General features: G+C 67.6%; 25 protein-coding genes. 8 read left to right on the top strand and 17 right to left on the bottom strand.

Annotated features, from left to right (window positions below):
- Positions 1-148: 148 nt before the first annotated feature.
- The 4 genes from ACW17W_RS00490 to ACW17W_RS00505 all read right to left on the bottom strand — a co-directional run bounded on the left by ACW17W_RS00490 (position 149) and on the right by ACW17W_RS00505 (position 2,778).
- Positions 149-1,030, bottom strand: coding sequence for a methyltransferase type 11 (locus tag ACW17W_RS00490; protein ID WP_492078302.1), 882 nt, complete (start codon positions 1,028-1,030; stop codon positions 149-151).
- A gap of 121 nt (positions 1,031-1,151) precedes the next feature.
- Entirely contained in the window at positions 1,152-2,024 is an 873-nt protein-coding gene (locus ACW17W_RS00495) for an AAA family ATPase (protein ID WP_492078304.1), read from the bottom strand.
- Between the two features lie 92 nt (positions 2,025-2,116).
- Entirely contained in the window at positions 2,117-2,314 is a 198-nt protein-coding gene (locus ACW17W_RS00500; protein ID WP_492078306.1) for a hypothetical protein, read from the bottom strand.
- On the bottom strand, positions 2,311-2,778 hold the full coding sequence (locus ACW17W_RS00505; protein ID WP_492078308.1) for a hypothetical protein: 468 nt from the start codon (positions 2,776-2,778) through the stop codon (positions 2,311-2,313). The genes ACW17W_RS00500 and ACW17W_RS00505 overlap by 4 nt, the downstream gene beginning before the upstream one ends.
- 161 nt (positions 2,779-2,939) lie before the next feature.
- On the opposite strand from ACW17W_RS00505, the gene flbT reads away from it, so the two are divergent.
- The 4 genes from flbT to ACW17W_RS00525 all read left to right on the top strand — a co-directional run bounded on the left by flbT (position 2,940) and on the right by ACW17W_RS00525 (position 7,361).
- Positions 2,940-3,362 carry a flagellar biosynthesis repressor FlbT gene (flbT, locus tag ACW17W_RS00510; protein WP_492078310.1) on the top strand — a complete coding sequence of 141 codons (423 nt, stop codon included), beginning with the start codon at positions 2,940-2,942 and terminating at the stop codon, positions 3,360-3,362.
- Complete coding sequence (flaF, locus tag ACW17W_RS00515) at positions 3,325-3,669, top strand: flagellar biosynthesis regulator FlaF (protein WP_492078312.1); 345 nt, start codon at positions 3,325-3,327, stop codon at positions 3,667-3,669. The genes flbT and flaF overlap by 38 nt, the downstream gene beginning before the upstream one ends.
- A 366-nt stretch (positions 3,670-4,035) precedes the next feature.
- Positions 4,036-5,298 carry a multidrug effflux MFS transporter gene (locus ACW17W_RS00520; RefSeq protein ID WP_492078313.1) on the top strand — a complete coding sequence of 421 codons (1,263 nt, stop codon included), beginning with the start codon at positions 4,036-4,038 and terminating at the stop codon, positions 5,296-5,298.
- A gap of 71 nt (positions 5,299-5,369) precedes the next feature.
- The gene (locus ACW17W_RS00525; protein ID WP_492078315.1) at positions 5,370-7,361 is read left to right on the top strand and encodes a M1 family metallopeptidase; all 1,992 of its coding nucleotides are present in this window, start codon (positions 5,370-5,372) and stop codon (positions 7,359-7,361) included.
- Positions 7,362-7,374: 13 nt separating this feature from the next.
- On the opposite strand, the gene ACW17W_RS00530 is transcribed toward ACW17W_RS00525, so the two are convergent.
- On the bottom strand, positions 7,375-7,806 hold the full coding sequence (locus tag ACW17W_RS00530) for a DUF488 domain-containing protein (protein ID WP_492078317.1): 432 nt from the start codon (positions 7,804-7,806) through the stop codon (positions 7,375-7,377).
- An 81-nt stretch (positions 7,807-7,887) separates the two neighbouring features.
- Here ACW17W_RS00530 and ACW17W_RS00535 point away from each other — a divergent pair, with 81 nt between their 5' ends.
- Positions 7,888-9,672, top strand: coding sequence for an amidohydrolase (locus ACW17W_RS00535; RefSeq protein WP_492078319.1), 1,785 nt, complete (start codon positions 7,888-7,890; stop codon positions 9,670-9,672).
- Here ACW17W_RS00535 and ACW17W_RS00540 read toward each other — a convergent pair.
- Complete coding sequence (locus tag ACW17W_RS00540) at positions 9,669-10,238, bottom strand: YqgE/AlgH family protein (RefSeq protein ID WP_492078321.1); 570 nt, start codon at positions 10,236-10,238, stop codon at positions 9,669-9,671. The genes ACW17W_RS00535 and ACW17W_RS00540 overlap by 4 nt on opposite strands.
- Before the next feature lie 157 nt (positions 10,239-10,395).
- On the opposite strand from ACW17W_RS00540, the gene ACW17W_RS00545 reads away from it, so the two are divergent.
- Together ACW17W_RS00545 and ACW17W_RS00550 are read left to right on the top strand one after the other, a co-directional pair.
- Complete coding sequence (locus ACW17W_RS00545) at positions 10,396-10,878, top strand: peroxiredoxin (protein WP_492078323.1); 483 nt, start codon at positions 10,396-10,398, stop codon at positions 10,876-10,878.
- Between the two features lie 100 nt (positions 10,879-10,978).
- Positions 10,979-11,368 carry a very short patch repair endonuclease gene (locus ACW17W_RS00550; RefSeq protein WP_492080344.1) on the top strand — a complete coding sequence of 130 codons (390 nt, stop codon included), beginning with the start codon at positions 10,979-10,981 and terminating at the stop codon, positions 11,366-11,368.
- On the opposite strand, the gene ACW17W_RS00555 is transcribed toward ACW17W_RS00550, so the two are convergent.
- The 5 genes from ACW17W_RS00555 to ACW17W_RS00575 all read right to left on the bottom strand — a co-directional run bounded on the left by ACW17W_RS00555 (position 11,345) and on the right by ACW17W_RS00575 (position 16,062).
- Positions 11,345-13,282, bottom strand: a complete 1,938-nt coding sequence (locus tag ACW17W_RS00555) for an ATP-binding protein (protein ID WP_492078325.1) — start codon at positions 13,280-13,282, stop codon at positions 11,345-11,347. The two genes, ACW17W_RS00550 and ACW17W_RS00555, sit on opposite strands and share 24 nt — an antisense overlap.
- An 81-nt stretch (positions 13,283-13,363) precedes the next feature.
- Positions 13,364-14,401 carry a quinone-dependent dihydroorotate dehydrogenase gene (locus ACW17W_RS00560; RefSeq protein ID WP_492078327.1) on the bottom strand — a complete coding sequence of 346 codons (1,038 nt, stop codon included), beginning with the start codon at positions 14,399-14,401 and terminating at the stop codon, positions 13,364-13,366.
- On the bottom strand, positions 14,398-14,745 hold the full coding sequence (locus ACW17W_RS00565) for a DUF952 domain-containing protein (protein ID WP_492078329.1): 348 nt from the start codon (positions 14,743-14,745) through the stop codon (positions 14,398-14,400). The genes ACW17W_RS00560 and ACW17W_RS00565 overlap by 4 nt, the downstream gene beginning before the upstream one ends.
- Positions 14,746-14,748: 3 nt before the next feature.
- Entirely contained in the window at positions 14,749-15,267 is a 519-nt protein-coding gene (locus ACW17W_RS00570; protein WP_492078331.1) for a SixA phosphatase family protein, read from the bottom strand.
- Positions 15,268-15,276: 9 nt separating this feature from the next.
- Complete coding sequence (locus tag ACW17W_RS00575) at positions 15,277-16,062, bottom strand: methyltransferase domain-containing protein (RefSeq protein ID WP_492078333.1); 786 nt, start codon at positions 16,060-16,062, stop codon at positions 15,277-15,279.
- Positions 16,063-16,112: 50 nt separating this feature from the next.
- Between ACW17W_RS00575 and gloB the strand changes: the two genes are divergently transcribed.
- Positions 16,113-16,856, top strand: coding sequence for a hydroxyacylglutathione hydrolase (gene gloB / locus ACW17W_RS00580; protein ID WP_492078335.1), 744 nt, complete (start codon positions 16,113-16,115; stop codon positions 16,854-16,856).
- A 45-nt stretch (positions 16,857-16,901) separates the two neighbouring features.
- Here gloB and ACW17W_RS00585 read toward each other — a convergent pair whose 3' ends face one another.
- From ACW17W_RS00585 to ACW17W_RS00610, 6 genes are all read right to left on the bottom strand, one after another.
- Positions 16,902-17,705 carry a DUF4908 domain-containing protein gene (locus ACW17W_RS00585; protein ID WP_492078337.1) on the bottom strand — a complete coding sequence of 268 codons (804 nt, stop codon included), beginning with the start codon at positions 17,703-17,705 and terminating at the stop codon, positions 16,902-16,904.
- A 47-nt stretch (positions 17,706-17,752) separates the two neighbouring features.
- Entirely contained in the window at positions 17,753-18,478 is a 726-nt protein-coding gene (gene phbB / locus ACW17W_RS00590) for an acetoacetyl-CoA reductase (protein WP_492078339.1), read from the bottom strand.
- 89 nt (positions 18,479-18,567) lie between these two features.
- Entirely contained in the window at positions 18,568-19,638 is a 1,071-nt protein-coding gene (locus tag ACW17W_RS00595) for an NAD(P)-dependent alcohol dehydrogenase (protein ID WP_492078341.1), read from the bottom strand.
- 73 nt (positions 19,639-19,711) lie between these two features.
- A complete protein-coding gene (locus ACW17W_RS00600; RefSeq protein WP_492078343.1) occupies positions 19,712-20,461 on the bottom strand; it encodes a DUF72 domain-containing protein in 750 nt (249 codons plus the stop codon).
- Complete coding sequence (locus tag ACW17W_RS00605) at positions 20,458-20,709, bottom strand: type II toxin-antitoxin system RelE/ParE family toxin (protein WP_492078345.1); 252 nt, start codon at positions 20,707-20,709, stop codon at positions 20,458-20,460. The genes ACW17W_RS00600 and ACW17W_RS00605 overlap by 4 nt, the downstream gene beginning before the upstream one ends.
- Positions 20,710-20,779: 70 nt before the next feature.
- Entirely contained in the window at positions 20,780-21,040 is a 261-nt protein-coding gene (locus ACW17W_RS00610) for a type II toxin-antitoxin system ParD family antitoxin (RefSeq protein ID WP_492078347.1), read from the bottom strand.
- Between the last annotated feature and the right edge of the window lie 37 nt (positions 21,041-21,077).

A 21,077-nucleotide genomic window follows, 5' to 3' on the forward strand; every position in this document is an offset into this window, starting at 1 on the left:
CAGGCGCGCGGCGCCGGCGATCTGGCGGTTCGGGGTCCGGTCGGACCCGATCTGGGTGCGGCGAGCTCGTCCAAGTCAGGGCAACCTTCGGATGACGGCAGCGTCAGGTGACGCATCCGCTTCCGGGGATCAAGGGCCGGACGGTGTTTTAGCGGCCGACGTTCAGGGTGACCAGGTCGCGCGCGTCATCGAAAATACGCTCCCGGTCGCCCTCCTTGGCGCGGACCGTGGCCACGACGATCGGTCCCCCGCGCGGACCGCGGGCCTCATATCCGACCAGGGCCCAGCCCCCTGGTCGGGGCTCGCCGTCGGTGAGGATGTAGTGGGCCCTCAGCGCCTCGCCGGGCGCCGTGGCCCGCACCTCGGTGGCCTGTTCGCTGGCGTTGACGCTGACGGAGGCGGTGCGGGTCTGGACGCCCTGTCCGTCGTTGGCCTTGATATGCATGCCGCCGATCTGGACATTGGCGTTGTCGCCGTTCGCCTCGATGCGCAGGCCGGGCAGACGCACGCTGGCCTTGTCGTCATTGGCGACAATACGCACCCCCGGGGCCGAGACCTGGGCGGCGCCCTGCGCCTCGTCCCGCGCAGCGTCGGCCTCGACCCGGGCCGAATCCGCCTCGACAAGGGCGCGATCCGCCTCCACGCCCGCCCGCTCCGCCTCGGCCCGGGCGGCGTCGGCATCGGCCCTGGCCGCCTCGGCGCGCACCCGCGCCGCCGCCTCGGGCAGGGAGGCCGCCAGCCGCGCCTCGAACCCCGCCAGAACCTCGTTGATCGAGGCGCCGTCCAGACTCACCAGATGCAGCGAGACCTCGGCCCCCCGCGGACCGGTATAGTTGCAGACCAGACCATCGCCGCTGGCCGAACCCTTGCGAATCAGGCGCCCCATGGTCTCCGGGCATTGCAGGGCGTCGACCACCTTCATGACGCCGGCCTCGTCGCTGACCGTGCGGCTGGAAATGCGCACGCCGCCGTCGTCGCAACCGGTCAGGGCGACGACAGACACAGCAGAGATCAGGAACAGGCGAAACATGACGTATCCTCGTTACCTGTCATCCTGCGCCGAACAGAAAGGGTTTCCAGTGAAATCGCGGTAACCGACATGACGAAACCCGTCCGGAAAAGTGTCCGCAAGGCCCGGTCGCGCATCAGGGTCAGCCGCCGGGCCGGGCCCCCTCGCGGCGGCTCAGAAAGGCCAGACGTTCAAACAGATGAACGTCCTGCTCATTCTTCAGCAGGGCGCCGTGCAGGGGAGGGATCAGCTTGTTGGGCGACTTCTCCCTCAGGGTCTCGGCGTCGATATCCTCGACCAGCAGCAGTTTCAGCCAGTCCAGAAGTTCCGAGGTCGAGGGCTTCTTCTTCAGGCCCGGCGTGTCGCGGATGCCGTAGAATGTCTTCAGCGCCTCGGCGACCAGACGCGGCTTGATGCCCGGGAAATGGACCTCGACGATGGCCTTCATCGTCTCGTCGTCGGGGAAGCGGATGTAGTGGAAGAAGCAGCGGCGCAGGAAGGCGTCGGGCAGCTCCTTCTCATTGTTGGAGGTGATCACCACCACCGGCCGGATCTCGGCCCGGATGGTCTCGTCGATTTCCTGGACATAGAATTCCATCCGGTCCAGCTCCTGGAGCAGGTCGTTGGGGAATTCGATATCGGCCTTGTCGATCTCGTCGATCAGCAGGACGGGGCGCACCGGAGAGGTAAAGGCCTCCCACAGCTTGCCCTTTTTCAGATAGTTGCGGACGTCATGAACCCGGGCGTCGCCCAGCTGGCTGTCGCGCAGGCGGCTGACCGCGTCATATTCATACAGTCCATTGTGCGCCTTGGTCGTCGACTTGACGTGCCAGGTGATCAGCGGCGCATCGAGGGCCCTGGCCATTTCATAGGCCAGCACCGTCTTGCCGGTGCCGGGCTCGCCCTTGATCAACAGGGGGCGTTCCAGCGCCACAGCGGCGTTGACGGCGATCTTCAGATCGTCAGTAGCGATATAGTTCGAGGTTCCCTCGAACCGTTCGGTCGACCGCGTCATCCAGGGCTCCGGTTGGTTGCGCATTACAACGCACCGAAATCCCTAACGAGGTCTGCATCACTTGCCAACGATCAGAAGACCGCCGTCGCCGCTCAGGTGATCCGTTTGGCGGATACGGGGTCGCTGGCGGGGAAGGTCTCCTCGACCCCCTCGTCGACCAGCGCCTCCTGCCGGCTTTCGGCATTCTTTTCACAGGCTTCGAGCTGATCCGGCTTGCCGTCGACTTTTTCGGCGCGCCTCGCGAAGGGGGTGTCGGTGTCCTGGTCGCGGCGGATGTCGCTGTCGGTCATCGGTTGATCTCCTGTGAGGATGTGTCGGGCGAAGGCGACTCGTCGCCCTCCGGCCCGTAGCCCAGGCCGGCGATGTCGTCGTCCGACAGGGTTCTGGCTTCCCAGTGGGCCGCGCTGGCCTGGGCGCCCCGGGTGTTTTCCATCAAGCCGGCATAGACCAGCTCGACCTCGTCATCGCCGGACACGGCATCGGTCCCGTCGTCCAGCCGGCTGATCCGCTCGCCGTCGACGCCCAGCAGGGCGTCCGCCTCGGCCGCGATGCCGGAAGCACCCAGTTCGTCGTCGAGATCGATATCGTCCTCGTCGAACGCGTCCTCGTCGGCGTCGCCATCGGCCTGGGTGACGTCGAGCACGCCGCCCGCCTCGTCGAGCAGCAGGTCGCCCTCCCCCTCGTCGTCGATGTGGGTCTCGTCAAAGACCTCGGCGCCGTCCTGGCCGTCGCGCGAAAGATCCTGGTCCGGCATGGTCGCCTCCCTGTTGTGGAAGTGAAACGACACCCGGACGCCGCCCGTTCCCTCGCGTCTCGCCGCCGCGCGCCACAAGACATGGTTAACCATGACCGTTTAGGGTGCGTCAGTCCCGTTCCCGTATGGATGTGCGGCGGGCACCGATGGAGGACCGCCCCATGGCCCTGAAGCTGTCATTGAAGCCCGGCGAGAAATTCGTCCTGAACGGCGCTGTCGTCCAGAACGGCGACCGTCGCGGCGTCCTTCTGCTGCAGAACAAGGCGTCCGTCCTTCGCGAGAAGGACATCATGCAGGTGGAGGAGGTGACCACACCCGCCAGCCGCATCTATTTCCCCGTCATGATGATGTATCTCGACGAGAACGCCGCGCCCAGGATGTACGACGAGTTCGTGCTGCGGCTCAGCGAGTTCATGGGCGCGATTTCCAATCCCGCGATCCTGGCCGAGTGCGTCGGGGTCTCCAAACACGTTGTCTCCCGCGAATACTACAAGGCCCTGATGGGCGCGCGGAAACTGGTTGAATACGAAGAGCAAAGGCTGGGGCATGCTTCACGCATACAAACAGGCGGCGACGCGGACTGAATCGGCCCGCGAAACCGAATACCGCCTGTTCGGCCAGGTCACCCGGGCCCTGATGCACGCGGCGACCGTCGATCCGTCGGACATCAAGACGCGTATCGACGCCATCGACTGGAACCGGCGCCTGTGGTCCACCCTGGCGACGGCCTGCCAGGATCCGGACAACGCCATGGCCATGCCCATGCGCGCCCAGATCATCTCGCTCAGCCTGTTCATCAACCGCCACTCGTCACTGGTGATGAAGGGTGAAGAGGATTTCGAAACCCTGATCGATATCAATCGCTCGATCATGCAGGGTCTGGCGGCGTAGTTTTCCGGCGCCCGGCTCGCCGCGCTGCGCGGATCCGCCATCACGAGATCGAGAGCAGGGCTTCCGCCCCGGCGGGATCCGATCCAACGTCCGCCTCCCTGTTGAACAGTCGAAAGGAGGTGATCCAGTGTCTCATTGTCATCCATCGCGTACGGTGTCCGCGAGCCTGGGCCTCGGAGAGGTCCTGGCCTGATCCTTTCAGGCTGAGGTTGCGGTCTGCCGTTCGCGGTCAGGCAATGAGGGCCGTCGGAGCCATCCGGCGGCCCTTTGTCGCAACCGGCCCGCCCTGCCGTTCTATATTGCGCTGCAACATTATTTGTCGCCGCCAAGGTTGCGATCCGCCGCTCCAGGGGGCATCTGGCCGCCATGTCCTCCCCGACAACAGCCCCTGCGCCGGATCCGGCGACGCGCGGTCCGGGTTTTCCCGAATTCGTCTGCATGATCGCCCTGATGATGGCGCTCAACGCCCTTGCCATCGATTCCATGCTGCCGGCGCTTCCGGACATCGGCGAGGCCCTGGGGGTGGTCAATGAAAACAGCCGCCAGTGGGTGGTCACCGCCTATCTGCTGGGGTTCGGGGCCGCCCAGATCATCTATGGCCCGCTCGCCGACCGCTTCGGCCGCAAGCCGATCCTGATGCTCGGCATCGGCGTCTATATCCTGTTCAGCCTTCTGGCGGTCCTGGCCCCGACGTTCGAGACCCTGATCCTGGCGCGCGTCGGTCAGGGGCTGGGGTCGGCCGCGACCCGCGTCCTGGCCGTATCGATCGTCCGGGACCGGTATGAGGGACGGACCATGGCCCGGGTCATGTCGCTGAGCTTCCTCGTCTTCCTCGGGGTGCCGATCATCGCCCCGTCTCTGGGCCAGCTGATCCTGCTGTTCGGGGACTGGCGCGAGATTTTCGGCGTCCTCGCCTTCGCCGGCGTGGCGCTGATGATCTGGACCCTCCTGCGCCTGCCCGAGACCCTGCACCCGGATGATCGCCTGCCGATCCAGCCGTCCCGCATCCTCAGCGCGTTCCGACAGGTGCTCACCAGCCGCATCGGCATGGGCTACACCCTGGCCATGACGGCGATCACGGGCGCCCTGTTCGGCTTCATCAATTCGTCCCAGCAGATCTTTTTTGACGTCTTCAACGCGCCGCACCTGTTCACCAGCGTCTTCGCCCTGATCGCCGGCGGCATTGCCGTGGCGTCGGTGCTGAATGCGAGACTGGTCGAGCGGCTGGGCTCGCGCCTGATCGGACACTCCGCCCTGCTGGGCTTTATCGCCTTCGGCGCCGTGCACACCCTCGTGGTGCTGACTGGACACGAGACGATCTGGACCTTCGCCCTGCTCCAGGCCGGGACCATGTTCTGCTTCGGCCTTCTGGCCGGCAATTTCGGATCGATGGCCATGGAGCCGATGGGCCATATCGCCGGCACGGCGTCTTCGGTCCAGGGCTTCATCTCGACCCTGATCGGCTCGCTGGCGGGCTTTGGCATCGGCCAGCAGTTCAATGGCTCGGCGGGGCCCATGGTCATCGGCGTCACCGGTCTGGGCCTCCTGGCCCTTGGCGCGGTCCTGTTCGCCGAACACGGGCGTCTGTTTGTCGCCCGCAACCGGCTGGCCGCGACGCCCGCCGGCTGAGGCCCGGCTCTTGATTTCTGCGGCGGCTGAGTGCTGTCTCGCCCCGACCTGCTGAGTGTCCGGAGCGTTCGATGTCCCCTCGCCGCCTTTTCCCCCGCCCCTCGACCCTCGCCGCCTTGCTGGCCGCGACCGTCTCGCTGGGGGCCCTCGCCGCCTGCGGCCAGATGATCAGCGGCGAGCCGAAATCCGACATGCCGCCCCTGCCCGCCTCGGCCACAGCGGCGATCACCTATGTGACGGACGCCCACTCCTACGCCCGGCCGCAGATCGCCCGGGTCAAACATGTCGCCCTTGACCTTGTGGCCGACTTCGAGGCGAAGACCCTGTCGGGCACGGCGACCCTCGACGCCACCGGCGAGACCGGCGCCACAGAGATCATTCTCGATGTGCGCGATCTCGATATCCGCGCCGTCCGGGACGACAAGGGAACCGCCCTGCCGTTCCAGCTGGGCGCCGCCGATCCGGTTCTGGGTCAGGCCCTGACCATCGCCACCCCCGCCTTCGTCGCCGGCCAGATCCAGAAGATCGTCATCGACTATTCCACCCGGCCAACGGCCCCGGCCCTGCAATGGCTGGCCCCGGCCCAGACGGCCGGCGGCAAGCTGCCCTTCCTGTTCAGCCAGGGTCAGGCCATCCTGACCCGGACCTGGATCCCGACCCAGGACAGCCCCGGCATCCGCCAGACCTACTCGGCCCGGATCGTGACCCCGGACACGCTCAAGGCCGTGATGAGCGCCGAGATGCTGACGCCCGAGGGCGAGAGCGCCGGCGAGGGCCAGAAGGCGTGGCGCTTCCGCATGACCCATCCGGTGCCGCCCTATCTGATCGCTATCGGCGTCGGCGATCTGGCGTTCGCGTCCGAAGACGGCCGCACGGGGGTCTGGACCGAGCCGAGCCGCCTCGCCGCCGCGAAGGCCGAGTTCGCCGAGGTCGGCCAGATGGTCACCGCCGCCGAGGGACTGTACGGCCCCTATGGCTGGGGCCGCTATGACCTGCTGATCCTGCCGCCGTCCTTCCCCTTCGGCGGGATGGAGAACCCGCGCCTGACCTTCGCCACCCCGACCGTTGTGGCGGGCGACAGGTCGCTGGTCAGCCTGGTCGCCCACGAGTTGGCCCACTCCTGGTCCGGCAATCTGGTGACCAATGCCACATGGAACGATTTCTGGCTGAACGAGGGCTTCACCACCTATTTCCAGAACCGGATCATGGAGGCCGTCTACGGCAATGATCGCGCCCAGCAGGAGCGGGTTCTGGGCTGGGATTCGCTCCAGGCCGAGCTGAAGGCCCTGCCCGCCGCCGACACCCGGCTGCGCCTCGACCTCAAGGGCCGCGACCCGGACGAGGGCATGACCGACATCGCCTATGAAAAAGGCGCCGCCTTCCTCGAGACCATCGAACGGATCGTCGGTCGTGCGGCCTTCGACGCCTGGCTGAAAGGCTATTTCGAGCGCAACGCCTTCCGCCCCATGACCACCGACCTGTTCCTGCAGGACATCCGCGCCAACCTGATCAAGGGCGACGCCGCACTGGAACAGCGGTTGATGATGACCCAGTGGATCGACCAGCCGGGCCTTCCGTCCAACGCGGTCGCCCCGACCTCCAACGCCTTCACCGCCGTCGATGCTGCGGCGAAAGCCTTCTTCGCCGATCGCGGCCCGGCTGCGGCCATCCCGTGGGCCGGATGGAACACCCAGCAGCGTCAGCGCTTCATGAACTGGCGTCCCGCCAATCTGCGCGACGGCGCCGACTGGCTGACGACGCAACAGCTCGACGACCTCCAGCGCACCCTGAACCTCAACGCCCAGGGCAATGCCGAGGTGCTGTTCTCCTGGCTGCAGGTCGCCGTCGCCCACCGTTACCAACCTGCGGTTCCGGCGCTGGAGCGGTTCCTGACCTCCATGGGCCGACGGAAATTCGTCCTGCCGCTGTTCGACAGCCTGTGGGCCGAGGGAGACTGGGGCCGGCCGATCGCCACCCGCATCTACGCCCGGGCCAGACCCGGCTATCACGCGGTGACGACCAACTCGGTCGACGCCCTCGTGGGCCGGCCGGCGGGAGCCTGACGGCCGTCAGCCGTCAGAGATTGCGAACATCAAACCCGTCCTCGGCGGCCAGCCGTTCGGCGAGGACGGCGCGATGGCAACCGGCGTGATCGGCCTCGTAGCACAGCAGGGCCGTCGGCTTTTCGGCGGCCAGCCGCTTCAGATCGTCCAGGGCGATCAGGGCGGCCGGTTCGGCCATATGGCCGGCGAAGATCTCGCGCATCTCGGCGGTCCGGCCCTTGCGCGCCGCATCCCGCCCGGCCTTTGGCGTTCCGAGGGCCCGCAGGTGCACATAGTCGATGCCCGCCTCGTTCAGACTGGCGGCCAGCAGGGTCTTGGAGAATCCGGCGCGACGAGACGCCGCAATCGCCCGCACATCGACCAGTCGCTCGACCCCGGCGGCCCTCAGTCGGGCGATCACATCGGCCTGTGTCGCCTGCTCGTATCCAATAGTGAACAGTTGCATTCGTCCCATATGGGCGCCCCGCCCGCTTGACGCCACGGCGGCGTCCGGCCACCCAGACAGCGACTGACCGGAGATCCACAAATGACACCGTCCCGCCGCCTGGCCTTTCTCATCGCCGCCGCCGCGCTGGCGGCGTCCCCCGCCGTGGCGCAGGATCTCGTCCTGAAGGGGGGAACGATCCATACGGGCGTCGACGGCGCCGCGCCCGCTGAGGTCGTGGTGGTGCGCGATGGCCGGATCGCCTTTGTCGGCGACGAGGCCGAGGCCCCGGCAGTCCCCGGCGTCCGCGTCGTCGACCTGAAGGGCGCGACCCTGTTTCCCGGCTTCACCGATGGTCACGCCCATCTGGACGGGATCGGCTGGCGCGAGCTGACCCTGAACCTCGAGGGCTCGACCTCGGCGGCCCAGGCCATGGCGCGGCTGTCCGACTGGGCCGCCGCCCACCCGCAGGGTGTTATCGTCGGCCGGGGCTGGATCGAGACCCGCTGGCCCGAGGCCCGCTTCCTCGACGCCGCAGACCTCGACGCCGCCGCCCCTGGCCGGATCGTCCTTCTGACCCGGGCCGACGGTCATGCCGTCACCGTCTCGTCCGCCGCCCTCGCCGCCGCCAGGATCGACGCCGCCACGCCCACCCCCGAGGGGGGACGGATCGACAGGACCCCCGATGGCCGGCCCAACGGCTTCTTCGTCGACGCCGCCATGAGCCTGGTCGAGCCCCTGATGCCGCAGGCCGATCCGGAGGCCCTGAGACACGCCTATCGCGCGGGCTTCCGGGTCGAGGCCGCCTATGGCTGGACGGGGGTGCATTTCATGAGCGCGCCCTGGGCCGACATCCCCCTGCTGGAGGCCATGGCCGAGGCCGGAGAGGCCCCTTTGCGCATATACAACAGCATCACCCCGGATGGGGCTCGCGCCCTGATGGCGTCCGGTCCGCGCAGCGTGGCCGACGGCCGGATCATTACCCGGGCGGTCAAATTCTATGCCGATGGCGCGCTGGGTTCGCGCGGGGCGGCCCTGTTCGACCCCTATGCCGACGCCCACGAGACCCGCGGCCTGATGCAGACCACCGCCGCCGACGTCGTTCCCCTGTATGAGGAGGCGCTTCGCACCGGCATACAGATCGCCACCCACGCCATCGGCGATCGGGGCAATTCCGAGGTTCTGGACTGGTATCTGGACGCCATGGCCGAGGTCCAGCCGGACCAGCGCAAGGTCCGCGACCCCCGGTGGCGCATCGAACACGCCCAGATCGTCCGGCCGCGCGACGAGATGCGGTTCGCAGGCATGGGCGTCATCCCGTCGATGCAGCCCAGCCATGCCATCGGCGACCTGCATTTCGCACCGGCGCGCCTGGGCGACGCCCGGCTGGACGGGGCCTATGCCTGGCATGATTTTGTCGACCTGGACCTGCCGGTCGTCGGCGGCTCTGACGCCCCGGTCGAGCGCGGCGACCCGCTGATCGAATTCTACGCCGCCGTCGCCCGTCGCGACCTGAACGGCTTCCAGGGCCCCGACTGGCGTCCCATGCAGGCCGTTTCGCGCGCTGCCGCCCTGAAGATGTTCACCCTCTGGCCGGCCTGGGCCAGCTTCCGTGAGGCAGAGCTCGGCACGATCGAGGTCGGCAAACGCGCCGATTTCACCGCCTTCGACATCGACCTGATGACGGTCCCGGCGGCGGATATTCCGAAGGGCCGCGCGGTGCTGACGGTGGTGGATGGAAAGGTTGTTTACGAGCGGCCCATGAACCAGGGCATGACCAGACATCTGGGCGACAGGGCAGAGTGCGAACGTCTGCTTGGCGCATTGGACGTCAACGTATTCATGCGCGCAGACAAGACCTGCGACGTCATCTACTTCCCGGCCTAGGCCCGTCCCGACTGGGCCGACAGCCAGGCCGCCTCCACGCCCAGCCCCTTCAGCGCCCGACTCCATTTTGATCCGTGGTCGCCGTCGAAGATGACATCGAGATCCGGGTCGGCCGTCAGCCAGACATTGTCGCCCAGTTCTTCCTCCAGCTGGCCCTCGCCCCATCCGGCATAGCCCAGATGCAGGGCCGACCGGCGCGGACCGGCCAGGCTGTCGGTCATGGCCAGAAGCGCGTCGCGGGTCGCCGTCATCGCCAGACCCTCGGTGAAGGCCAGGCTGGCGTCGGCGCTCATCCAGTCGTCGGTGTGCAGGACAAAGCCGCGCTCGCGATCCACCGGACCGCCCGCCATCACCGGCCGGCCCTCGGCGCTGTCGGGCGCCTCGATCTCAAGTTTGGCCAGAACGGCCTTCAGATCGACCGACGGCGTCGGCTGGTCCAGACGAAGGCCCATCGCATGCTCCGGCTCATGCACGCAGACGAGGATCACCGCGTGTTCGAAGCGGGGGTCGCCGATGCCGGGCATGGCCACCAGCAACCGGCCCACGAGGGATTGAAACGGGTTCATCCGAGGATGATCCGCGTCGGCGCTGGACTTGGCAAGGCGTCGCCGGGTCGCAATTCCGTGTGCCGCCTCCGTGCACCGGGCCTTGAGAAGGCCCTTGGCGGTTGAACCGCCTGCGCCTATCTGCGCTGTGATAGACACCAACCTCAGGAAGACCGTCATGACCATCCAGATCGGCGACAAGATTCCGGCCGCCACCCTTGGCGCGGCCACTGCGGACGGCCCCCGTCCGGTCACGACCGATGAGGTCTTCGCCGGCAAGACCGTGGCCCTGTTCGCCGTCCCCGGCGCCTTCACCCCGACCTGCTCGGCCCGTCACCTGCCGGGATATGTCGACAATGGCGCCGCGCTGAAGGCGAAGGGCGTCGACACGATCGCCTGCCTGTCGGTCAATGACGCCTTCGTCATGGGCGCCTGGAAGAAGACGACCGAAGGGGCCGATGACATCCTGTTCCTCGCGGACGGATCGGGCGACCTGACCCGCGCCCTGGGCCTGACCCTGGACGCCACAGGCTTCGGCATGGGCGAGCGGTCGCAGCGTTATTCCATGCTGGTCAAGGACGGCGTGGTCGCCGAGCTCAACATCGAACAGGGCGGCGAGTTCAAGGTTTCGTCCGCCGAACACCTGCTGGCGCAGCTCTAGGCCGGGTGCGCGAGCGCTCATGACGCGGTCGCTCGCGGGGTGAGCGCAGGGGAATCCCTTGACCGCTGACGTCTTCACGCCCCAGAAGCGCAGCGCCGTCATGCGGCGCGTTCGCGACCGGGATACGGCGCCGGAGCTGAAGGTGCGCCGTATCCTGCGCGAGGCAGGCATCGGATATCGGCTGGGCGGCTGCGGCCTGCCCGGCCGGCCTGACGTCGTGATGAAGGGCCGTCGCATCGCCCTGTTCGTCCATGGCTGTTTCTGGCACGGCCATGACTGCGCGCGCGGCGCCCGCCAGCCCCGGTCGAATGCCGACTACTGGATCGCGAAGATCGCACGAAACCGGGCGCGGGACGTCCGGGTCGGCCATGCGCTGGCGGGCGCCGGCTGGACCGTCGTCGCGGTCTGGGAATGCGAAATGAAGGCCGCAGGCTTCGCCGACGATCTGGTGAAACGCATCCGCCAGTCAGGCGGCCACAACCTCGACTGAGACCGGATCATCGTTCGACCGGTCCGCGCCCGACGGATCCGACAGCACATACTCCAGCGCGCCGAGGAGGGCGGTCGGGGTCAGGGGCTTGGACACGAAATAGGTCATGCCGGCCGCCATACAGGCGGCGATGTCGTCCTCGCCGGTATCGGCGGTCACGGCGATCACCGGGACATCGACGTTCGGACCGGTTCCTGCGCGCAGCCGCCGCGTCGTCTCGCGGCCGTCGAGCTCCGGCATACGCACATCCATGAAGATCACATCGAAGGCCTGGGACGCACACAGGTCCAAGGCGGCCAGGCCATTGGCGGCGCTGGCGGTCTCGCAGCCGAGCGGGGCCAGGATCAGTTCGATGGCGCGTCGGTTGATGTCATGATCGTCGACCACGAGGGCGCGCAGGGGGCGGCCCTCATCCTCAAGGGCGCCGCCTTCGTCGGCTGCTTCGGCAAGACGGCCGGACACCGGCCCGACCGTCTCAGGGGTCGGCTGGACCTCCGCAGGCTGAGGCTCGACCCGGACAACCCGGCCCAGCGCGCGCGCCACGTCGGCGCGCGTCTCTGCATCCAGAACAGTGGGGCGGACCGTGGCGTCGACGGCGGCCGGGAAGACCACCGCAACGGTGAAGGTCGCGCCCTCGCCGGGCTGGCTGCGCGCCACCAGACGACCGCCCATCAGCTCTACGAGATTCCGGCTGATCGCCAGGCCGAGGCCGGATCCGCCATGCCGGGCGCTGACGCCTTCCTCGGTCTGGTCGAAGGGCGTGAACAGGCGCGCCAACTGCGTCGCCTTCATGCCGGGCCCGGTGTCGGCGACCTCGATCAGGACCGCATGACCATGCGGTTCGTCGATCCAGGAATTCAGACGCAGGGTGATCGCCCCGCTGTCGGTGAACTTCATCGCGTTCGAGATGAGGTTGTTCAGAACCTGCCGCAGGCGCATGGCGTCGCCGCGCACCATGGCCGGCATGTGGCTGGCGCCCTCGATACGGAAGGCCAGGCCCTTGGCCCGGATCGGACCCGACCACAGCCGCATGGTCTGGGCCAGAACGGCGCGGAGGTTGAAATCCGCCGCCTCGACCGACATGCCGCCGGCCTCCAGTCGCGAATGGTCCAGCAGGTCGTCGAGCAGGGCCTTCATCATCAGGCCGGCGTCGGTGATCAGGGCCGCCTGGGTCCGGGCCCCGCCGTCCATAACGTTGCGGTCCAGTTCGGCCGCTCCCGTCAGGATGGCTCCGATCGGGGTGCGCAGGTCATGGGCGACCGCGGCGAGATAGGCCGCGCGGCGCTCCGCATCGCGCTCCGCCTTCCGTTGTTTCTGGTCGGCGGCCAGTCGATTGCGGTGTTCCCGGCGGCGGAAGGCGGTCAGCCTCTGCCAGCCGATCAGGCAGTAGATCGCAAACACGACAACAGCCGCCGCCACCGTCGCCACCAGGGGTTTTGACGCCCCCAGTCCCGCCATGAGCAGGGGCGTGGCGGCGAGGAACAGGAACTCGGGCGTCACCGTGCAGACCAGCACGCGCAGCGACGGCGAGGCGTTGATCGTGGAATAGAGGATGGCGGCGCACAGCATGACCGTGGCGGCCAACCCGCCCATGGCCCCGCCGGCCATCCACAGAGGAACGGCGGGCGCACAGTACAGCGCGGCATTGGCGGTCAGGACAAGACAGCCGGCAATGCTGCGGCCCAGGCTCATCGGACCCGGCGTGGCCGAGAACATCGGCCGGAAAACGCGGATCTCGAGAAGCTGGAGCAGGACATAGGCCAGACACCAGCCGATGCTGAATCCCGCCCCGAGGATGGGACTGACGATCATCGCCGTGGCGACACCGACACCCATACGCTGAACAGTCGTCTCCCGGCGGCTCCGGATGGCGCCGCTCCAGTCGGTATCTGGCCTTTCGACGGTGTTCGGCATACGGCTCCCTGTGTCGATCAAGGGCTCGTCTCAAGGGCCCCGCGACAGGGCCGATCATGCAGAAGTTAGACTAACGCCCCGTCAACGGCGGGCAGCGACCGCGTCCGAAACGGTGGAAAACCCCTCGGCGCGAAGCCTGGCGGCCAGATCGCGCTTGAGACGGGCGACCAGGCCGGGGCCTTCATAGATCAGGGCCGAATAGATCTGGATCGCAGACGCCCCTGCGCGGATCCGGGCCCAGACGTCGGCGCCCGAGGCGATGCCCCCGACGGCGATCAACGGCAACCGGCCTTCTGCAGCGACAGCGGCATGGGTCAGGGCCTTGAGCGCGAGGTCGCGAAGCGGGGCGCCGGACAAGCCTCCGGCCTCACCGGCCAGGGACGAGGCCAGACCGGCCGGCCGTTCCAGGGTGGTGTTGGACACAATCAGGGCGTCGATGCCGTGCGCGTGGGCCGCCTCCACGATCAGCACGATCTCGGCCTCGGTCAGATCCGGCGCGATCTTGAGGAAAACGGGCTGAGGCCCCGTTCTCGCCTCCGCGACCCGGCCCAGCAGGTCGTCGAGCGCCGCCCGCCCCTGTAGGGCACGCAGGCCGGGGGTGTTGGGCGAGGAGATGTTGATGGTGAAATAGTCGGCGCGACCTGCGAGCCGTCTCAGCCCCGTGACATAGTCGGCCGCTCGGTCCTCGGTGTCCTTGTTGGCGCCGAGATTGGCCCCGGTGACGATCCCGGCCGGACGCCGGTCGAGGTGTGCGGCGAACGCCTCCAGCCCGTCGTTGTTGAAGCCCATGCGGTTGATGATCGCCCGGTCCTCGCTGAGCCGGAACAGGCGCGGGCGCGGATTTCCGGCCTGGGGCAGGGGCGTGACCGAGCCGCACTCGATGAAGCCGAAGCCCAGCCGGGACAGGCCGCCCAGGGCCTCGGCGTTCTTGTCCAGTCCTGCCGCCAGTCCGACCGGATTGGGCAGGTCGAGACCGGCCAGCGTCGTGCGAAGAACGGGGTCATCCGCCGCCGGCCTCGGCAGGGGAAGGGTCGCCAGCGCCCGGATCGCCAGACGATGCGCCGTCTCGGGCTCCATGCGACGAAGCAGCACCGCGCCGAGATCCGACAGGCCGCTCATGTCAGCACGGGACCCAGGGTCATGACCCCGTCGGCAGCGACGGACAGCGTCCGGCGGGCCGTCACCGCCGGGACCGGCAAGGCGCCGTAGATATGCGGAAACAGGGCCCCGCCGCGCGAAGGCTCCCACACCACCCCGTCCACCCGGGCCAGATCGACGGTCAGAAGCAGCAGCCCCGACCGGCCCGCATAGTGGCGCGCCGCGGTCCCGGCCAGTTGGTCGACGGTCGAGAGATGGATGTAGCCATCAGCGATATCGACCTCTGATCCCTCGTAGGCGCCCAGGGCCTCGGCCCGTTCCCATTCGGCGGCGGCCACGATCTTGAAGGCGTCTCCGGCGGCCACGGCTCAGTCCCCCGCACGGAACACGCCGCCGGCCATCCGGGGCGTGAACCAGCCGTCATAGGCGCAGCGTCCGGCGACATCGACCTCGAACACCGCCGCCGCAGCCGTGGGGAAGCCGCCCGCCATCCGGTCCAGAATCGAGGGCGCGGCGGCGCTTTCGACCAGATACTCATGGGCCAGCATATGGATGCCGGGGTTGTGCGCCAGGACCAGCAGACAGCCCGCCTCGTCCTCGGCGCGCTCGACATGGGCGCGCAACACATCGCAGGGCGCATTGTACAGGGCCGGCTCAAGCCGCACCTCCACGTCGCCGAACGCCTCCTGGATCAACTCCCAGGTCTCGCGTGTGCGAGCAGAGGTGGAGACGAGGGCCAGGTCGGGGCGCAGACCCTTGTCAAACAGCATGCGGCCGACCTGCGCGGCCTCTTCCCGGCCCTGCGGAGCAAGGGCGCGGTCGCGGTCGAGACCCGAGGGCGCGGCGCGCTCGGCCTGGGCGTGTCGCATCAGGATCAGTCGGTGCATGGCCGGGCTTTACTGAGGTTCTCGTCGCCTCGCCAGTGGCCCGGGCGATTCTATACCCGGGCGCAGGCGATCGGCCGTACGACCGGCCGGCAACGGTGCCAGTTCGGGCGCGGCCTGCGCCCGCTGCGCCGCCCCGGACGGACGGATCCGGGCATAGGCCTGACGCGAGGCTTCCAGCAAAATGACCCCGGCGGCGCCCGGGGCGACCAGTCCCCCGATCCGCTCGATACCATCCGCCAGACCCAGCAACGGCCCCCACGGCGGGGTGTACAGGGTCTGGGACCAGGCCGTCGGCTCCAGGCCGGCCTGCCGGACCAGCCGCTCCATCTGGCCCCGTGTGAAGGGACGGCCATGGCCGAACGGGGTCGCTTCGGCCCGCGCCCATAGTCCCCCGCGCGCCGCCGCCGCCAGGATGATCCGGCCGGTCGGAGCCATCGCCCTGACGGCCTCGTTCAGCAGGACCGCCGGATCGTCAGCCTCTTCCAGGGCATGGATCAGCAGAATTCGGTCAAAGGCGCCGGCGAGGAACGGCAGGCGCCGGTCATCGACCAGAACGGTCCGGTTTCGGCCCGCAGCGGGCCAGGTTTCAACGCCCTGTCCCCCGGGCATGGCGGCGACCACGCGTCTGGCTCCGACGAAGGCGTCCAGCCAGGGCGTCGGATAGCCGATGCCCAGCACGTCGCAGTTGATCGCCTCCCCCCATGCGTCGTCCAGACGGCGCGCGATCAATCGCCGCACCAGGACCCCGGTCGGTTCACCGTAAAAGGCGCGAAGTTCCTCTATGCCGTGTCGCATCGCGCGCAGTATATGGAGGAAGTCGTCGCCTGTCGCCCAAGGGACCGCCCATGACGCCCTCCGCCGCCCGATTGACCGTCCACCTCTTTTCCTGCCTTTCGGACAACTACGGTTTTCTGGTTCGCGATGAGGCCACCGGTCATGTCGCGGCGATCGATACGCCGGACGATGAGCGTATTCTGGCCGAGCTGGAAACCCTGGGCTGGGGCCGGCTGGACCTGATCCTCAACACCCACTGGCACCCGGACCACACCCAGGGCAATGCCGCGCTCCAGGCCGCCACGGCATGCGAGATCGCGGGGCCGGAAGAGGTTCGACGCTTGGCGCCCCTGGATCGGGTCATCGCCGGTGGCGACGAGGTCAGGCTGGGCGAGACGCGGTTCGAGGTGATCCATACGCCCGGACACACCCTGGGGCATGTCGTGTTCCGGTCGGCGGCCGACGACATCGCCTTTGTGGGCGACACCCTGTTCCCGCTGGGCTGCGGCCGGTTGTTCGAGGGGACGCCGGATCAGATGTGGGCCAGCCTTCAGACCCTCGCGGCCTGGCCGGACCAGACCGTGCTGTACGGCGCCCATGAATATACGGCCGCGAATGCCCGCTTCGCCCTGACGCTGGATGACCGCCCGGAAATGGCGGCTCACGCGGCGGACATCTTCGCCCGGCGCGAACGCGGCGAGCCGACCGAACCGACCCGTCTTTCGGTCGAAAAGGCCTTCAACCCTTTCCTGCGGTCCGCCGATGCCGCCGATTTCGCCGTTCGCCGCGCCGCCAAGGATGCGTTCAAGGGCTGAAACAAGCCGGAGCACAGCCCCGGGATCGGCGCTTTCAACCCGGGCTCAGTCGCTGGCCACGGCCCGGATGATGACGGCTGACGAGGGGCGGCCCGTCAGACCCTGGCCCGGCCGCACCGTAACGCGCAGGTCGCCCCGCTCGAACGTCACCCCCGCCAAACGGCCCTCGATGATGGTGACGGATCGCAGGTTCGCCAGACGCGGACGCAGGGCGGCAGAGGCGGCCATCCGGATGACGGCGTCGGTCGTCACCAGAAGCGCGTCGACGCAGAGCGCCTCATCCGCCTCGCCGTCCAGTTGAACCACCACGGTGCGGCCCAGACTCCGGCTCAGCAGGGCGCTGCGCTGGATCATCAGATTGGCAAGGGCGATGGGGCCCATGACGGGCGCTGCGAGGGCCGTGGCCGAGCCGCTGACCGAGGCCGGACTGCCCCCCGGGGCCCGAACGGAGTACAGGGTCATGCCGCCGTCCGGCGTGACGCGCAGGATCTGGTCGCCGGCGTCATTGCGATAGATGATATCGCCGCGCGGGGCCGGCGTCGGTCGCAGGGCCCAGGTCTCATTGCGGCTCTCGAAGCGGAACAGGGGCCGGGTCCCCGAACGGTCGAAGACGAAACTCTCGCCGCTCTCGGCGACATAGCGGCCCGTCGGCGGCAGGGCGCGACGGGGCCGCGCATTCAGGCCCCGCGACTGCTCCGCCTGGGCGTTGCTGCGCAACTGTCCCGTAAAGGCCGCCGCCGGCACGGGAAGCCAGGACATCGCAAAGACCAGCGCCCCCGCCGAGACGACAAAAGTCGCCGTCGGCGAAAGCAGCGTCCCCGCCCTCTCGACCCGGAAGCTCGAATTCATGAGATCAGAATTGCCGTCCACCCCGGCGGATTTTGGGCGAACCGGCGTCAACCGACCAGATATTGCCCGCCGTTCAGGCTGAGGGTGCAGCCTGTGACATATCCGGCACGTTCGCCGCACAGCCAGGACACCATGTCGGCGATTTCCTCGCCCTTGCCGAGCCGACCCACGGGGATCTGGGCGATGATGGAATCCAGCACCTTCTGGTCCATGGCGCCCACCATCTCGGTGTCGATATAGCCAGGGGCGATACAGTTGACCGTCACCCCCTTGCGCGCATTCTCCAGGGCGAGGGCCTTGGTGAAGCCGATCATCCCCGCCTTGGCGGCCGAATAGTTGGCCTGGCCGATCTGCCCCTTCTGACCGTTGATCGAGGAGATGTTGACGATCCGGCCATGACCGCGGTCCCGCATCCCGTTGATCACCTGCCGGGTCATGTTGAAGACGCTGTCCATATTGACGCGGATCACCTCGGACCACTGGTCATGGCTCATCTTGTGGAAAAAGCCGTCGCGGGTGATGCCGGCGTTGTTGATCAGGATGTCGACGGGGCCCAGAGCCGCCTCGACCTCGGCCACAGCGCGGGCGCAGTCGTCGAACGACCCGACATTGCCCTTGACCACCATGACGCCCAGTTCGCGCGCCGTCGCCTCGGCCGCCTCGGTATTGCCGGAGTAGCCGGCCGCGACGGCCATGCCGTCGTCCCTCAGCCTCTGAACGATCGCCTTGCCGATTCCCCGGGTTCCGCCGGTCACAAATGCCACGCGCGTCATTTCCGTTTCCTTGTCCCGTCCGGGCCCCGTCTCGACGCGGAGCCTTCGGTCAAGGTCTAGCCCGACAATGTGCCTGCGAATAGCGGATGTTACGCCGCCTGACCCAGTTGTGAGATGTCGATGACGAAGCGGTAGCGGACGTCGGACTTCTCCAGCCGCGCATAGGCCTCGTTGATCTGCGACGGGGCGATCACCTCGATATCCGAGGCGATGCCGTGCTCGGCGCAGAAGTCGAGCATCTCCTGGGTCTCGCGGATGCCGCCGATCAGGGAGCCGGCGACGGAGCGGCGACGCCACAGCAGGGGCATGGCGAAGACGGGCAGGGCCTCGGTCGTCAGGCCCAGCATGACCATGGTCCCGTCATGGGCCAGAAGCTGCAGATGACCGGCGATCTCGTGCGTCGCGGAGACGGTGTTGATGATCAGGTCGAAGCTCTCGGCCGCCGCCTTCATCGCCGCCCTGTCGGTGTTGATCAGGAAGTGTTTCGCCCCCATCCGCTCGGCATCGGCCATCTTGCGATCCGAGGTCGACAGGACGGTGACCTCGGCGCCCATCGCCGCCGCCTGTTTGACCGCCATGTGACCCAGACCACCCAGACCGATGACGGCGACCTTCGAACCCGGTTTGGTGTTCCAGTGGCGCAGCGGCGAATAGGTGGTGATCCCCGCGCAGAGCAGGGGGGCGGCCGCATCCAGCGGAATGCTGTCGGGGATGGTGACGACGAAGGCCTGATCCACCACGATCCGGTCGGCATATCCGCCCTGGGTGATCCGCTCGCCCGACTTGTCCGCATGCTTGTCCGGCGCGCCATAGGTGCCGGTCATGCCCGGCACGCAATATTGCTCGTCCCCGGCCCGGCAGGGGGCGCAGACGCGGCAGCTGTCGACCATACAGCCGACACCGACCCGGTCGCCGACCTTGAAGCGGGTGACGTTCTCGCCCACGGCCGTCACCAGCCCCGCGATTTCATGTCCCGGGACCAGCGGATAGACGCTGTTGCCCAGATCATTCTTCACAATGTGCAGGTCGGAGTGACAGATGCCCGCGAAATGGATGTCGATGGCCACATCGTCCGGCAGGGGATCACGCCGGGTGAAGCTGTAGGGCGTCAGCGGCGAAGACGAATCCGTAGCGGCGAAGGCGCGGGTGGCGATGGGCATGGCGATGTCCTTGGGGATACGGGGGCGTCGTTCAGATGTGGGGGCGGCGGCCCCGCCGCAAGCCGGAGGGTTGCTATTTCAGCTTTTCGATCAAGGCCTGGGCTGCAGCCGGATTGCGCAGCTTCGCGCCCGAGATGAAATAGGCGAAGACGTCGCCCCGCTTCGCCCAGGCCCGGGCCTGGTCGGCGACGGCGTCAAGTTCGGCCGAGGTCATGCCCGTCGGTTCGTCCTCGCGGCTCGACATCAGCCGGGCGTAGGCGAAGTCGGCGGTGGGCTGATCGATCCGGGGCCAGGTCGGCGCCTCGTCGTCGACGGCATAGACGATGGCGACACCGTATTTCGCCGCCAGCTCGTAAAATTCCGGGGTGTCGAAGGTCGGGTTCCTGACCTCGATGGCATGGCGAAGGCGCAGCCCGTCCTTTTCATGCGGCAACAGCTTCAGGAAGCCTTCGAAATCCTCGGGGTCGAACTTCTTGGTGGCCATGAACTGCCAGTTGATCGGCCCCAGCTTGTCGCCCAGCGCCGTCAGTCCCTGATCGAGGAACCGGGCGAAGCTCTCCTTGCCGTCACTCAGCACCTTGCGATTGGTGCAATAGCGGCTGGCCTTGACGGCAAAGACGAACCCGTCGGGCGTCTCGTCGCGCCACTTCATCCAGCTGTCGGGCTTGAAGGTCGAATAGTAGGTGCCGTTGATCTCGATCGAGGTCAGGGCGCGCGAGGCGAACTCCAGCTCGCGCTTCTGGACCAGATCGGCCGGATAGAAGACGCCTCGCCAAGGCTCATAGGTCCAGCCGCCGATGCCGACGAGGATGGAGTGGGTCATGGTTCGTCCTCGAAACTCGGCGGCTCGTGCGGATTGTTGATCCAGTCTTCGCCGGCATGACGAACGCGCAGGATCACGACATCGTCCTCTTCCACGGCATAGAGGATCACATGCGACCTGTATGGGCTCACCCGCACGGGACGAGCGATGTCCATCCTGAAGCGCGCCGCTGAAGGATAGTCGGCGACAACACGCAACGCACGGACCAGTCCCGCAGCGTAGGCGTCCGCCTGTTTCAGGCCGAACATCTCCTCGCCTTGAATGTGGATAGACCTGAGATCCTGTCGGGCCGCGACGGTGAGCCGCAGACGCGCCAACTCAGGCTGCGCGCGAGGCCATGCGCGCCAGAGCTTCCTGGCGGGCTTCAGCGAAGATTTCCTCTGCAGTCTGGTCAGAGATGCCTGAAGCGTAAGCCTCTTCGATCAGAACATTCCAGTGCGCGATCTTCTGGGCCTTGATCTGTTCACGACGGATGAGGTCGCGGACGTAGTCGCTGGTGTTGGCATAGCGACCGTCGGCGGTCTGGGCCTCGACCCAGGCCTTCATCTGATCGGGAAGCGAAATGTTCATCGTGGCCATGACGTCAGCCTCACCCTGATGGCAAGGTTTGTCAAGG

This window comes from Brevundimonas sp. FV1ye29L (genome assembly GCF_058681095.1).

Excerpts from the sequence above, each read along its gene's own strand:
- ACW17W_RS00490 (WP_492078302.1), bottom strand. The coding sequence starts at position 1,030 with ATGTTTCGCCTGTTCCTGATCTCTGCTGTGTCTGTCGTCGCCCTGACC.
- ACW17W_RS00495 (WP_492078304.1), bottom strand. The coding sequence starts at position 2,024 with ATGACGCGGTCGACCGAACGGTTCGAGGGAACCTCGAACTATATCGCT.
- ACW17W_RS00500 (WP_492078306.1), bottom strand. The coding sequence starts at position 2,314 with ATGACCGACAGCGACATCCGCCGCGACCAGGACACCGACACCCCCTTC.
- ACW17W_RS00505 (WP_492078308.1), bottom strand. The coding sequence starts at position 2,778 with ATGCCGGACCAGGATCTTTCGCGCGACGGCCAGGACGGCGCCGAGGTC.
- flbT (WP_492078310.1), top strand. The coding sequence starts at position 2,940 with ATGGCCCTGAAGCTGTCATTGAAGCCCGGCGAGAAATTCGTCCTGAAC.
- flaF (WP_492078312.1), top strand. The coding sequence starts at position 3,325 with ATGCTTCACGCATACAAACAGGCGGCGACGCGGACTGAATCGGCCCGC.
- ACW17W_RS00520 (WP_492078313.1), top strand. The coding sequence starts at position 4,036 with ATGTCCTCCCCGACAACAGCCCCTGCGCCGGATCCGGCGACGCGCGGT.
- ACW17W_RS00525 (WP_492078315.1), top strand. The coding sequence starts at position 5,370 with ATGTCCCCTCGCCGCCTTTTCCCCCGCCCCTCGACCCTCGCCGCCTTG.
- ACW17W_RS00530 (WP_492078317.1), bottom strand. The coding sequence starts at position 7,806 with ATGCAACTGTTCACTATTGGATACGAGCAGGCGACACAGGCCGATGTG.
- ACW17W_RS00535 (WP_492078319.1), top strand. The coding sequence starts at position 7,888 with ATGACACCGTCCCGCCGCCTGGCCTTTCTCATCGCCGCCGCCGCGCTG.
- ACW17W_RS00540 (WP_492078321.1), bottom strand. The coding sequence starts at position 10,238 with ATGAACCCGTTTCAATCCCTCGTGGGCCGGTTGCTGGTGGCCATGCCC.
- ACW17W_RS00545 (WP_492078323.1), top strand. The coding sequence starts at position 10,396 with ATGACCATCCAGATCGGCGACAAGATTCCGGCCGCCACCCTTGGCGCG.
- ACW17W_RS00550 (WP_492080344.1), top strand. The coding sequence starts at position 10,979 with ATGCGGCGCGTTCGCGACCGGGATACGGCGCCGGAGCTGAAGGTGCGC.
- ACW17W_RS00555 (WP_492078325.1), bottom strand. The coding sequence starts at position 13,282 with ATGCCGAACACCGTCGAAAGGCCAGATACCGACTGGAGCGGCGCCATC.
- ACW17W_RS00560 (WP_492078327.1), bottom strand. The coding sequence starts at position 14,401 with ATGAGCGGCCTGTCGGATCTCGGCGCGGTGCTGCTTCGTCGCATGGAG.
- ACW17W_RS00570 (WP_492078331.1), bottom strand. The coding sequence starts at position 15,267 with ATGCACCGACTGATCCTGATGCGACACGCCCAGGCCGAGCGCGCCGCG.
- ACW17W_RS00575 (WP_492078333.1), bottom strand. The coding sequence starts at position 16,062 with ATGCGACACGGCATAGAGGAACTTCGCGCCTTTTACGGTGAACCGACC.
- gloB (WP_492078335.1), top strand. The coding sequence starts at position 16,113 with ATGACGCCCTCCGCCGCCCGATTGACCGTCCACCTCTTTTCCTGCCTT.
- ACW17W_RS00585 (WP_492078337.1), bottom strand. The coding sequence starts at position 17,705 with ATGAATTCGAGCTTCCGGGTCGAGAGGGCGGGGACGCTGCTTTCGCCG.
- phbB (WP_492078339.1), bottom strand. The coding sequence starts at position 18,478 with ATGACGCGCGTGGCATTTGTGACCGGCGGAACCCGGGGAATCGGCAAG.
- ACW17W_RS00595 (WP_492078341.1), bottom strand. The coding sequence starts at position 19,638 with ATGCCCATCGCCACCCGCGCCTTCGCCGCTACGGATTCGTCTTCGCCG.
- ACW17W_RS00600 (WP_492078343.1), bottom strand. The coding sequence starts at position 20,461 with ATGACCCACTCCATCCTCGTCGGCATCGGCGGCTGGACCTATGAGCCT.
- ACW17W_RS00605 (WP_492078345.1), bottom strand. The coding sequence starts at position 20,709 with ATGTTCGGCCTGAAACAGGCGGACGCCTACGCTGCGGGACTGGTCCGT.
- ACW17W_RS00610 (WP_492078347.1), bottom strand. The coding sequence starts at position 21,040 with ATGGCCACGATGAACATTTCGCTTCCCGATCAGATGAAGGCCTGGGTC.